This window comes from Kitasatospora sp. NPDC057940 (assembly GCF_042887425.1).
Classification (GTDB): Bacteria; Actinomycetota; Actinomycetes; order Streptomycetales; family Streptomycetaceae; genus Kitasatospora.
The window spans coordinates 41,445-53,661 of sequence record NZ_JBHVPH010000024.1; the positions used below are offsets into that span (position 1 = coordinate 41,445).

The 12,217-nt window shown below is 74.4% G+C and carries 10 protein-coding genes; 6 read left to right on the forward strand and 4 right to left on the reverse strand.

Translation table 11 applies throughout. The features are described from left to right. Nucleotides 1-6 precede the first annotated feature (6 nt). Nucleotides 7-720, reverse strand: coding sequence for a class II aldolase/adducin family protein (locus ACFVTF_RS29100; protein ID WP_371515433.1), 714 nt, complete (start codon nucleotides 718-720; stop codon nucleotides 7-9). 237 nt (nucleotides 721-957) lie between these two features. Here ACFVTF_RS29100 and ACFVTF_RS29105 point away from each other — a divergent pair, with 237 nt between their 5' ends. Next, on the forward strand, nucleotides 958-1,875 hold the full coding sequence (locus ACFVTF_RS29105; protein WP_387817362.1) for a LysR family transcriptional regulator: 918 nt from the start codon (nucleotides 958-960) through the stop codon (nucleotides 1,873-1,875). Next, on the forward strand, nucleotides 1,872-2,066 hold the full coding sequence (locus ACFVTF_RS29110; RefSeq protein ID WP_387817363.1) for a hypothetical protein: 195 nt from the start codon (nucleotides 1,872-1,874) through the stop codon (nucleotides 2,064-2,066). Before ACFVTF_RS29105 ends, ACFVTF_RS29110 begins: the two co-directional genes overlap by 4 nt. A gap of 186 nt (nucleotides 2,067-2,252) precedes the next feature. On the opposite strand, the gene ACFVTF_RS29115 is transcribed toward ACFVTF_RS29110, so the two are convergent. Continuing rightward, nucleotides 2,253-3,638 carry a rhodanese-like domain-containing protein gene (locus ACFVTF_RS29115; protein WP_387817364.1) on the reverse strand — a complete coding sequence of 462 codons (1,386 nt, stop codon included), beginning with the start codon at nucleotides 3,636-3,638 and terminating at the stop codon, nucleotides 2,253-2,255. Between the two features lie 250 nt (nucleotides 3,639-3,888). Between ACFVTF_RS29115 and ACFVTF_RS29120 the strand changes: the two genes are divergently transcribed. From ACFVTF_RS29120 to ACFVTF_RS29135, 4 genes are all read left to right on the forward strand, one after another. Further along, the gene (locus tag ACFVTF_RS29120; protein WP_387817365.1) at nucleotides 3,889-4,305 is read left to right on the forward strand and encodes a rhodanese-like domain-containing protein; all 417 of its coding nucleotides are present in this window, start codon (nucleotides 3,889-3,891) and stop codon (nucleotides 4,303-4,305) included. Further along, the gene (locus ACFVTF_RS29125; RefSeq protein WP_387817366.1) at nucleotides 4,302-5,051 is read left to right on the forward strand and encodes a sulfite exporter TauE/SafE family protein; all 750 of its coding nucleotides are present in this window, start codon (nucleotides 4,302-4,304) and stop codon (nucleotides 5,049-5,051) included. The genes ACFVTF_RS29120 and ACFVTF_RS29125 overlap by 4 nt, the downstream gene beginning before the upstream one ends. A gap of 214 nt (nucleotides 5,052-5,265) precedes the next feature. After that, nucleotides 5,266-7,716 carry an RICIN domain-containing protein gene (locus ACFVTF_RS29130; RefSeq protein ID WP_387817367.1) on the forward strand — a complete coding sequence of 817 codons (2,451 nt, stop codon included), beginning with the start codon at nucleotides 5,266-5,268 and terminating at the stop codon, nucleotides 7,714-7,716. 104 nt (nucleotides 7,717-7,820) lie between these two features. Then, nucleotides 7,821-9,896 (forward strand): RICIN domain-containing protein, encoded by a 2,076-nt coding sequence (locus tag ACFVTF_RS29135; protein WP_387817368.1) that lies wholly within the window; start codon nucleotides 7,821-7,823, stop codon nucleotides 9,894-9,896. A gap of 27 nt (nucleotides 9,897-9,923) precedes the next feature. Here ACFVTF_RS29135 and ACFVTF_RS29140 read toward each other — a convergent pair whose 3' ends face one another. Continuing rightward, nucleotides 9,924-11,111 (reverse strand): saccharopine dehydrogenase family protein, encoded by a 1,188-nt coding sequence (locus ACFVTF_RS29140; protein WP_387817369.1) that lies wholly within the window; start codon nucleotides 11,109-11,111, stop codon nucleotides 9,924-9,926. 71 nt (nucleotides 11,112-11,182) lie between these two features. Beyond that, on the reverse strand, nucleotides 11,183-12,202 hold the full coding sequence (locus ACFVTF_RS29145; protein ID WP_387817370.1) for an alpha/beta hydrolase family protein: 1,020 nt from the start codon (nucleotides 12,200-12,202) through the stop codon (nucleotides 11,183-11,185). Nucleotides 12,203-12,217 lie beyond the last annotated feature (15 nt).

A 12,217-nucleotide genomic window follows, 5' to 3' on the forward strand; every position in this document is an offset into this window, starting at 1 on the left:
TGAGGGTCAGCGGGCCGGGAGGAGTGCGGCACGGCGTTGCCAGTACTGCCATCCGGCGTCGATCTGACTGTCGGGCCAGGCCACCGCGTCCTTCTCCAGGCATTCCTGGTGGCCGGTCCAGTGCCGGAGCTCGCCCGCGGCCCGGGCGGTGAGCTGGGTCCGGCAGGCCCGTTCGAGCAGGATCGCGTACATGACCGCGTGGGCGGTGTCGCGGCCGACCGCCGCCAGGCCGTGTCCGGGCATCAGGCAGGCGCGGGCGCCGCCGAGGTCGGCCGCGAGCGCGCGGCCCAGTGCGGGGGTGCGGACGAGGTTGTCGGTGGCGGTGTACCGGGGCAGGCCGTGCTCGGCGAAGACAACGGCGTCGTGGCCGAGCGCACGCAGCGGTTCGCCGAGCGCGCTGAAGGCGTTGACCGTCGGGGAGTGGGTGTGGACGCTGGCGTGCACCTCGGGCCGGGCCCGCATGAGCGCGGTGTGGAGGTGGTGTTCGAGGTGGACCCGTCCGGTTCCCGCCAACTGCTCGCCGGTCCACGAGACGAGCAGAACGCGCTCGGGGGTGATCTCCTCCAAGCCCCAGCCGGCCGACTTCATCCACACGCCACGCCCGTCCGGATCGCGGACCGCCAGGTGTCCCCACACCATGTCACCGTGCCCGGCCGCGGCCAGCGCCCGGCTGCCCAGCGCGACCAGCGCGACCGGGTCGTCAATCGTGCCGTCCGTCATGGATCGTGCTCCTTGATGTCGTGTCCGGGCCCGTTCTCGGGCCGCCCCGTTCGACGGGGCCACCGCCGCGGCAGCCGTCCCCTCTTTGTGCGCCGGGGGTCTTCGGACCGTGTACTCGGTGACTTCGGGCCGCGCGAACCCGGGACCTCGGGGCCGCCGCCTGCCGCGGTGCTCCCGACCCTAGGACCGGCTGCGGATTGCGACCAGTGAAAAGAGTGCAAGTGCTATTTTCACTAGGTGAAAGTCACGTCCCTCGACCTCAATCTCCTCGTCGTCCTCGATGCCGTGCTGGAAGAGGGCAGCGTCACCGCCGCGGCCCGCCGGCTGGACCTGTCGGTTCCGGCCGTCAGCCGGGCCCTGGGACGACTGCGGTCCGCGTTCGGCGATCCCCTGCTGGTGCGCTCCAGCCGCGGACTGAAGCCGACCGCGCACGCACTGGCGCTGCGTCCGCGGGTGCGAGCCCTGGTCGAGGACGCCCAGAACCTGCTGGGGCCCGCTGAGGATGACGCGCCGGCCGCCTGGCGCCGCACCTTCACCGTCCTGGCACCCGAGGACCTGATCGGGTGCTTCGGCGAAGACCTGCTGACCCTCGTACGGGCCGAAGCCCCCGGCGTCCAACTGCGCTTCCTCAGCGAGGGGCGGGCGGCCGACGAGAGCGCGGCTGTGCGCGAGGGCACCGCCGATGTCACGATCAGCGTCAACGCCCCCAAGGAGGCCGACCTCCGCGCCGAAGGACTGGTCCGCGACCCGCTGCTCGGCGTGGTCCGCGCCGGCCACCCGCTGAGCCGAGGCGAGGTCACACCGGCCCGCTTCGCGGCGTGGGACCACGTCGTGGTCTCCCGTCACGGCCGCCTGCGCACCGCGGTCGACAGACTGCTGGAGGCCGAGGGAGTTCAGCGCACCGTCGCGATCTCCGTGCCCGGGTTCACCACGGCGCTGCGCCTGATCGCCACCGGCCACCTGGTCGGGATCGCACCGGCCACCCTGGTCGGCAGCCTGGCCGACGCGCTCGAACTGGCCACCTTCCCGGTGCCGTTGGACGTGAAGCCGCTCCGCGTCAGCATGCTGTGGCACCCCCGCCACGAGAACGACCCGTCCCACCGCTGGCTACGCGCCCGCATCCGCGAAGCGGCCGGCCGCCAGACACCCCCGTGACGCGCGACGGCCCGCACCAGCATGGAACCGCAGGCGAGATCGAACCCGGCCGCCACCGCGGCCCGACCTGGTTCCCCGGCGACGGCGCCCGAGCCGCCTACCGCCCCGGCTTCACCGACACCGGCCTCTGCCTCTTCCCCGACACCGGCCCCCGGCTGCGGCCCGAATCGGCGGCGCCGACCGGCTGGTGAGTGTTCCACCGGTGGTTGCTGCGCTGCGAGGGGCTCGCCGACCCGGCGGACGGAGCGGAACTGCCGGACGCGGCGGGCGTGTGCCCCCCCCCGGGGGACCGGGATTGCGCCCTGGGGTCGCGTGGCGGGCGCTGCCTTCGGGAGCGTCCGCGGCCCGGACCGGGGGGTGGGCTGGGGCGGCTGGGTTCAGGCCCGGGTGGGGTGGGTGAGGGCGTGCCAGGCGCCGTAGCCGCCGAGGAGGTCGGAGACGTCGGGGTGCCCGTGGTGGCGCAGCAGGCTGGCGGCGATGGAGGAGCGGTGGCCGCCGGCGCAGTGGACGAGCAGGGGGTGATCGGCGGGGATCTCGGCGAGGCGGGTGGGGAGTTCGGCCAGGGGGATGTGCAGGGATCCTTCGATGGAGCCGGTTTCGCGTTCGCCGCAGGTGCGCACGTCCAGGACGGTGGGGGGCTGGTCGCCGGTGAGGGCGGTGCGGAGTTGGTCGGCGGTGAGGCGGCCGGCGGGGGTGAGGTCGTCGGCGAGGGCGGGCAGGGCGTTGTCGGGGTTGCGCAGGTAGCCGGCGATGCGGTCGAAGCCGATGCGGGCGAGGCGGGTGATGACCTCGTTCTCGCGGTCCTGCGGGGCGATGATCGCGAGGGTGCTGTCGGGGGTGAGGACGGTGCCGGCCTGTTCGGCGAAGCGGCCGTCGATGGGGACGTTGATGGCGCCTCGGATGTGTCCGGCGCCGAAGTCCTGGGGGCTGCGGGCGTCGAGGACGACGGCGCCTGCGGCTCGGGCCTCGTTGAAGCCTTCGGGGCACAGCGGGGCGGCGGCGTTCGTGGGGTCGAGCAGCGGGCGGTCCTGCCGGTTGAGGGCGGCATCGTGGCCGAAGTAGGCGGGGGCGGTGGCCTGGCCGGCGGTGACGATGCGGACGAAGGTGTCCTGGTCCATGGGCCGGCAGGCGTAGTTGGTCCGGCGCTGGGTGCCGATGGTGGACCGCTTCTCGGTGGAGAGGTTCTTGCCGCAGGCGGAACCGGCGCCGTGGGCGGGGAAGACCAGGGTCTCGTCGGGCAGGCCCATCAGCTTGCGATGGACGCTGTCGTAGAGCATGGCGCCGAGTTCGTCGGCGGTGACGCCGGTGGAGGCGAGCAGGTCGGGGCGGCCGACGTCGCCGATGAACAGGGCGTCGCCGGTGAGCACGCCGTACGGGACGGCGTCGTCGGGCTGTTCGAAGACCAGGATGCTGATCGATTCCGGGGTGTGCCCGGGGGTCTCCATGATCTGGAGGGTGACGTCGCCGAGGACGATCCGTTCGCCGTCGGCGAGCTTGCGGATGGGGTACTCGGTCTCCGCCCGGCGGCCGTAGCCGATCCAGGCGCCGGTGCGGTCGGCCAGTTCGAGGTGGCCGGCCAGGAAGTCGGCGTGGAAGTGGGTGTTGATGACGGCCTCGACGGTGAGGCCGCGGGCCTCGGCGTCGGCGACGTACTCGTCGACGTCGCGGCGGGGGTCGACCACGACGGCACGGCCGGTCCGCTCGTCGGCGATCAGGTACGAGGCCTGGGAGAGGCAGTCGAGGTAGAACTGGGCGAAGTACACGGGGAACCTCCTGGGCGGCGTCGGGCGCCTCGGCGTGATCTTGATACCCCCACCGGTATATGCGCCAGCATACGGCCCCATAGTCGATACGGGGAGGGGTATCACCGAACGAAGTCGATGATACCCCCGGGGGTACTATGGTGGACATTGCGCGGGACCGGCCGTCGCCGCCGGAGACGGGTGGCGCCGAGGAGGCGCCCGCGCCTCCCGGGGCGCCCGCCCGGCCCGCACCACACCATCGGAGAACCGCATGCCCCCGCTGCCGCCCGACCCCGGGCAGACCACCCCCGCCCAGGCCCACCGGCTCGTCCGCACCGGCGCAGCCGTCCTGCTCGACGTCCGGGAGCGCGGCGAGTTCACGGCCGGCCACGCCCCCGGCGCCCTCCACCTGCCGCTGATCGCCCTGGCCGCCCGCGAACCGCTGCCGCCCGAGGCGGGTGGACGGCTCGTCCTGGCGATCTGCCACTCGGGCAACCGCTCCGCGCGGGCGGCGCAGCTGCTCGCCGAGCGCGGCGTCGAGGTGCTGAACGTCGTCGGCGGCATGTCCGCCTGGGCGCGGGCCGGACTGCCGGTCACCACGCCGGGCGGCGGCACCGGCGGCGGCACCGGCGACATCGGCAGCCCCGGGAGCTCCAGCGGCGCCGGGGACGCCGGGGACGCGATATGACCGCGCTGCTCCTGGCGCTGGCCGCCGGGGCCGTGGTCGGCCTCGCCCTCGGCGGCCTCGGCGGGGGCGGCAGCATGCTCGCCGTCCCCGCACTGGTCTACCTGCTCGGCTTCAGCCCGGCCCTGGCCACCACGGCCGCCCTGGTGATCGTCGCCGCGACCTCGCTGACCGGCCTGCTCGCGCACGCCCGGGCGGGCCGGGTCCGCTGGCGCACCGGCGCGCTGTTCGCCGCCGCCGGGCTGCCCACCGCCACGGCCGCCGGGGCGCTCTCGGCGCACCTGCCCGGGGCGCTGCTGACCGGCGCGTTCGCGGTGCTGGCCGGGCTGGCCGCCTGGCGGATGCTGGTGCCGCCGAAGGCCGCCGCGCAGGAACGTTCCGCCGCCGGGTGGGGCCGCTCGGCTGCGACCGGTGCCGGGCTCGGCGCCGTCACCGGGCTGCTGGGTGTCGGGGGCGGGTTCCTCGCCGTCCCCGCGCTGGTCTCGGTGCTCGCCTTCACCATGGCCGAGGCGGTGGGCACCAGCCTGCTGGTGATCACCGCCAACGCGCTGGCCGCGCTGCTGCCCCGCCTCGGCGCGACCGGCGCCATCGACTGGGCCGTGGCCGCACCCTTCACCGGGGCCGCGATCCTCGGCGCCTGGGACGGCAAGCGGCTCGCCGACCGGCTCAGCGGGCGCGCCCTGCAACGGGCCTTCGCGTTCGCCCTGCTCGGCGTGGCCGCGCTGATGCTGGTCACCGCCCTGCGCTGACCCCGGGCGGCCCCAGCCCCGGGCGCGCGAACCCGGAAGGCGGGTCCGGAGGGCGGCAGCCGACCGTGCGCCGACCGTTGACGCGACTCGGATGAGCATGTGACATTGCACATGTCACCCAGCGCCGCCCCGGGAATTTGAACGTTCAAACCCCTGTCGACGCACGCTGCCCCGCCCCCTGACGCACCGCCACCCGTCCGACAGGAGAGCCCCGATGATGCCCCCCACCCGCGCCCCGCGCCGCCGACCGGTCCGCGCCCTGCCCTCGGGCTTGGCGGTCCTGGCCGTCCTCGCCGTCCAGGCCGTCGGCGCGGGACCGGCCCGAGCCGACGGCGCGGCCCCGCTGGTCGACGGCGGCGGCTACGTCCTCGGCTCCGTCCTGGACGGCGGCTGCCTCGGCCCGCAGTACGCGCAGCCGGCGGCCGGCACGCCCGTCGTCGGCACGGCCTGCCAGGGGCTGCTCAGCCAACGCTGGCAGCTGCACCGCACCACCGACGGCTACCGGCTGGTCAACGCCGCGAGCGGACGCTGCCTGACCCTCGACGGCACCGGGCGGCGCCCCGGCACGGCCGACTGCGGCACCGACCCCGCCGCCGAGACCTTCGCCATCTCCCCGGCACCGGGCGGCAGTCACACCCTGACCGCACACGGCGCCTGCCTCACCACGGCAGGCGACCACGAGCAGAACGACGTTGCCGGGCGCGAGCAGAACAACACTGCGGACCGCGAGCAGAGCAGCGCCGCCGACCGCCGCCGTTGCGACGCCCGGCCCGCCCACCGCTGGACCCTCACCCGCAGCGAACCGCTCACCCTCACCGACCCCGGCTTCGAACAGGGCACGGACGGCTGGACGTTCACCGAGCACACCGGCGTCGCCACCAACAACCCGCACGGCGGCACCCGCCTCGCCTACCTCGACGCCGGCTCCGGCCACCGGATCGCCCAGCAGGTCACCGCCGTCACCGCCGGCAGCTACGACCTGTCCGCCTGGATCGCCACCGGCGGCGCCGGCGGCACCTTCTCGGTCAGCGTCAACGGCACCGTGGTCCGCTCGCTGACCCTGCCCGAGCAGCCCGTCTACGCGAAGTACACCCTGCCCCGGGTGCACGTCGCGGCCGGCGACCGGCTCACCCTCGGCATCGACTCCTCCCCCACCGGCTGGATCAACGCGGACGACGCCTCCGTCGCCCCGTCCGCCCCCGGCGACCCGAGGATCAGCTCCTCGGACCCCGAAGTCGTCGCCCTGTTCGACTGGGCCAAGACCAAGGCCAACAGCTGGGTGCAGCAGGCCGGCACCACCGGCGTGCTCAACCAGGACGAGAACAACCCCGGCGGCACCGGCACCACCACCTACGACACCACCTACTGGGCCGGCTACCCGTTCCGCTCCGACTTCTACAGCCGCGACTTCGCCCACCAGCTGGTCGGCGCCCACCTGCTCGGCCTGGACGCCGAGAACAAGACCATGCTGCGCGGCTTCGCCGCCTCCGCCACCGAGACCAACAAGCTCTACCCGGTCTGGGCCCTCAACTTCGACGCCAGGACGTACGGCAGCATCGACTACCGGAGCCCCGACCGCTTCGTGCGCGAGCTGCCCGCGCCGTTCGAGCTGGTCGAGAAGGCCGGCGAGGCCTACCGGTGGACGGGGGACCGCGACTACGCCGACGACCCCGCGCTGAGCGGCTACGTCCGCAACACCCTCGGTCCCTTCATCGCCCAGCACCCCGGCCCGGTCGACAACGGCGGCCTCCCCATCCCCCAGGCCACCAGCCGCAGCATCTTCGCCGGCACCGCGAGCTACGCCGAGAACGCCACCAGCACCTACGCCGAGGCCGGCGACGCGATCGGCGCCCAGTACCAGGCGTACCTCGCCGCCGCGACCCTGGCCGCCGCCAAGGGCGACACCGCCGCCGCCACCGGCTACCGGCAGGCCGCCACCGCGCTGCGCGACTACGTCAACACCACCTGGAGCGTGGACCGGCAGCAGCCCGGCGAGGTCGTGCACGGCTACGACACCACCGGCAAGCCGGTGACCGGCTGGGGCTACGAGTCCAGCGTGCTGATGCCGGTCAAGCAGCTGCTCGACCCCGGCCCGCGCCGCGACGCCCTCCTCGCCGCCATCGACGCCGCCGACTCCGGCCCGCAGCGCTCGACCAACCTGGAGGCCTACACCTACCTGCCCGACGCCTTCTTCGCCAACCAGGACGGCGACACCGCCTGGAAGTGGATGCGGCAGATCTACCAGGGCGTCGGCCGGCTCCACGCCACCGGGCGGCTGCTCAACGGCGACTACCCCGAGGTCCCGTTCACGCTGCTCAGCCAGACCGTGCAGGGCCTGCTCGGCGTCGAGCCCGACGCCGCCGCGCACACCCTCGTGACGGCCTCCCGGCTGCCCGCCTCGATGGGCTGGCTGGAGGTCGCCGACATCCCGGTCGGCGCGGGCTCGGTCACCGTCCGGCACGACGGCCACCGCAGCAGCACCGTCACCAACACCGGCCGCGCGCCGCTCACCTGGGAGGCCCGCTTCGCCGGCCCGCACGGCGGGATCACCGTCGACGGCAAGGCCCGGCCCACCCGCACCAGGACCGTCGACGGCGTGACCTACACCTACGCCACCGTCACCGTCGCCCCCGGGCGCACCGCGAGCGCCGCCGTCACGGACTGACCCCCACCGCCCAACCCTTCCGGCCGACCGACCCCCAACCGGTCGGCCGCACACCCCGATCCATCTGACGAACCGTCACCTCCCCCACATCCTCAGGAGCGCGCATGCGCCACATCCCCCACCGCCTCGCGGCACCCGTGCTCGCGCTGGCCCTCGCCGCCACCGGCCTCGGCGCCCTCACCCTCGGCACGGCCGCCCCCGCCGCCGCCCTGGGCAACGGCAACGCCCTCACCCCGCCCATGGGGTGGAACTCCTGGAACTCCCTCGGCACCGAGGTCACCGAGGAGCAGGTCGTCCAGACCATCGACTTCATGGCCGCCAACGGCCTGGTGGCGGCGGGCTACGACACCGTCACCATCGACGACGGCTGGTCGCTCTGGCACCGCGACGGCCAGACCACCGACCTGGTCCGCAACGCCGACGGCGGCCTCCAGCTCCAGGACGCCGCCGGGAACCCCGTCAGCGGCACCGACGGCACCGGCAACGACCCCACCTCCGGCCACCTCCTCCCCCGCCCGGACCACTTCCCCGCGCAGACCGTCAACGGGCGGACCGTCAACGGCATCGAGTACCTCGCCCAGTACGCGCACGGCAAGGGCATGAAGTTCGGCCTCTACGCCACCGACACCTACCTCACCTGCCAGATGCACCCCGGCAGCCTCGGCCACGAGAGCACCGACGCGAGCGACTTCGTCTCCTGGGGCGTCGACTACGTCAAGTACGACGACTGCCCCTACGGCCCGCAGATCACCGGCCCGGACGGCCACAACTACTACACCCAGGGCGAGGGGAAGGAGCTCACCCGCTCGATCTACGCCCGCGTCCAGACCTTCCAGCACGCCCTCGACGCCGCCTCCGCCGCGCAGGGCCGGCCCAAGGTCACCCTCAGCGTCTCCGCCCAGCCCGCCCACACCGGCGTCCCGTACCTGCTCGCGGCCGACGACCCGGCGCGCACCGACCCGGTGGTGCAGGCCGCCGGCACCGCGCCGTTCCAGGCGCCCGGCTACGCGCCGACCGGCGTCTGGTGCGGCCAGGTCGCCAACCTCTGCCGGATCGGCGGCGACCGCGACAGCGAGCTCGACGGGGTGCTCTGGAACGGGCAGTTGCAGACCGCGCTGCAGTACCCCGGCAACGTGCGCCCGGGCAGCTGGAACGACCTCGACATGATGTTCACCGGCTGGCAGGACGTCTACGGCGCCTGGGGCACCACCGACACCTGCACCTGCCACAAGCCGTTCACCGACGACGAGTCCCGCACCGAGACCTCCGTCCTCGCGATGCTCGCCGCCCCGCTGGTCTCCGGCGCCGACCTGCGCACCGCCGCGCAGTCCCAGCACAGCGCGGACGGCCACACCTGGTCCACCGGGATCGACGCCGCGAGCCTGGCGGTCCTGAAGAACCGCGACGTCATAGCGATCGACCAGGACGCCCTGGCCAAGCCCGCCACCCTGGTCGGCGCCAAGCCCGCGAACGCCACCGCGCCGGTCGTCCTCCAGCGGCGGCTGGCGAACGGCGACACCGCCGTGCTGCTCGTCAACCAGGACCCGGCCGCGAGCCGCACGGTGAGCACCAGCCTCGGCGAACTCGGCCTCACCGGGCCTGGCTACACCGCCAAGGAGCTGTGGACGGGCGCGAGTTCGACCGTCACGGGCACGCTCGGCGCCTCGGTGGCCCCGCACGGCGTGGCGCTGTACCGGCTCAGCGCCCGGCCGGCCACCGGGCCGGCCGCGGTGGTCGACGACGGTCGCTACCACGCGATCGGCGCCGGCGGCAGCGGCGGGCTGGTCCTCGAAGTGGCGGGGACCTGCAGCTCGCCGCTCGGCGCCGTCGCCGACGTCAACACCTGGTGGCCCACGCACACCTCCGAGCAGTGGACCTTCACCAGCAACCCGGACGGCACCGTGCGGATCGCCGACAACTGCGCCACCGCCACCCACGCGCACACCGTGCTCGCCGCCGGCACCGACCCCGGCAACAGCGCCTACCTGCTCGACTACTCGCCCGGAAACCGCTGGCAGGAGTGGCGGGTCACCCAGGACGGCGCCACCGGCACGCTCACCATCACCAACGTCGCCACCGGCCTGATCCTCAACGCCCGTACCGGCACGGCGGGTTCGACCGTGACCACGGACGCGGCCGACGGCGCCGCCCCCGGACAGGGCTGGGGCGTCGTGTCCTGATCGCTTCTCCTGACCGCGTCGGCCTGATCACGACCCCGGGCGCTCCTCCTCCACCACGACGCCGACGCCCGGCCAGTGGCGCGCCAGGTCGGCGAAGAAGCGCTCGGCGTCGATCGCCGCCTCGGGCGGGTGGACGCCCGGGGCGCGGACGCCGCCGTCCAGGAGCTGGGCGAGGCCGAGGGCCGCCGGCACGCCGGTGCTCTCGGCCATGTCGCCGAGCAGGGCCTCGGCCCCGGTGAGCCGGGCGAGGACGGTGACCGGTCGGCCGTCGCGGCGGCCGGTGGCGGCGGCGAAGAAGCCGGGAAGGCTGCCGGGGCCTGGGAAGCGGGCCGCGCGGGCGGCGGCCCGCAGGGTGCGGCGCAGCGTGGGGCGGTCGAGGTCGACGGCGGCGGTCTCGTTGCACAGGCGCCCGGCGTCGAGGTCGTCCCGCAGGACGTCCAGGTAGGCGGCCGTCCGGGCGGTGACGACCATGAGGTTGGCGGCCGCGCCGCCGGGCCGCAGGCTGCGGTGCAGGGTGACCGGTTCGGGGTGGCCGACGGTGTACGCGGTGCCGCGGTGCCCGCCGGGCAGGTCGAGGGCGACCGGCCGCAGCGGGGGCCGCTGGACGATCCGGCCGCCGTCGACCACCGCGACCGTGCCGCTGATCTGCTGCATCCAGTGCACGGCGGCCGCCAGCGGGGCGCCGTCCGGTCCGAGCAGGGAGGTGTCGTCGGGTTCGGCGCCCGCGTCGACGGGCCAGGCGGTGTAGATGTCGGTCAGGGTGTCGAGGCGGGCGGCGGCCCGGGCGGCGAGCAGGTTGCTGACGCCGGGGCTGGCGCCCAGGCCGATCACGGCGCGGACGCCGGCGGCGCGGGCCTCGCCGTCGAGTTCCAGCATGGCGACGGTGGGTTCCCAGTCGTCGCAGATGTCCAGGTAGTGGGTGCCGGTGCGGATCGCCGCGCGCAGGACGCCGAGGCCGAAGCGGTAGTACGGGCCGACGGTGTTGAGGACGGCGTCGGCTTCCGCGAGGGCGGCGTGCAGTTGCGCCCCGTCGGTGACGTCGACCTGGCGGGCCCGGACCGGTACCGGGCCGCCGGCGAGGGCGGCGGCGGTGCGGCGGGCGGCGTCCGGGTCTCGGTCGGCGATCACGAGTTCGTGGACGCCGGGCAGTCGGGCGGCGACCCGGGCGGCGACGCGGCCCATCGCTCCCGCTCCGCCGAGGGCGAGCACTCTCATCGTCGTTTCTCCTTCCGCCGGTCCGTGTCCACCGGCTGTGCGGCTGGTCCGTCAGCGCTGCCCGAGCGAGGTCAGGAAGCCAGCGAGGTCAGGAAGCTGCGGTGCTCGTCGAGGTAGCCGGGGCTGAACAGCGAGCGGGGTGCGGCGATCGCGAGGAGGGTGCTCTGCAGTTCGGAGTCCTCGACGGATTCGGGGACGATGTTGTGCGTGGCGTCCGGGTAGCGCTTGACCCGGAGCTGGCCGGGCGTGGTGAGGATCCTGCGGTAGCCGGCCTCGGTGTCGTCGCTGTCGACGTTGATGTCGCGCCCGCCGAGGAGGAGCAGGACCGGCACTCGGAGGGCGGCGAGGTCGTCGGTGGCGTCGGAGGTGTGGTTGCGGCGGTTGAAGTCCCAGCGCTGCGGGGTGAGGCCGTCGACGTCGCCGCCGCCGTCCCGGTACTGCTCGAAGGTCCGGCCGGCCCGGAGGGCGGCGAGGGTCCGGTCGCTGCGCGCGATGGCGGCCTCGGTCTCGGCCGGGGTGGCGTGCTTCTTCCTCAGCTCGGCGAGCAGGTTGTAGCGGCCCTGCTGGAGCCAGTTGAGGGCGGGGGCGACGGCGATCACGAACCTGACGTCCGGGGACTGTCGGGCGGCCTTGGGCATCACCCAGCCGGCCTGGCTGGCGCCCCAGAGGCCGATCCGGGCGGGGTCGATGCCGGGCTGCCGCTTTGCCCAGTCGATCGCGGCGACGGTCTCGTCGGCGCGGTCCTGGATGCTCTGGTCGAGCCAGTTGCCGGGGGCGCCGTCGACGCCGGGCTTGTCCCAGGAGAGGGAGGCGTAGCCGGCCTTGGCGATGGCCTCCCAGATCGGCCGGTAGAAGGTGTCGTGGGTGGCGTTGGTGGGGCCGTCCCCGTGGACGAAGACGACCAGGCCGGCGGGGGTGCGGCCGCCGGTCGGGCGGGCGAGGACGCCGTGCAGCGGCTGCTTGCCGCCGGTGATGGTGACGCGTTCCTCCTTGAGGTCGTACTCGTTCTGGTACACCACCCAGCCGCCCGCGCCGAGGAGGAGCACCACCACGGACAGCAGTGATCCCCACAGCAACCATCGCCTGCGCATCTTCGATCCACCAAT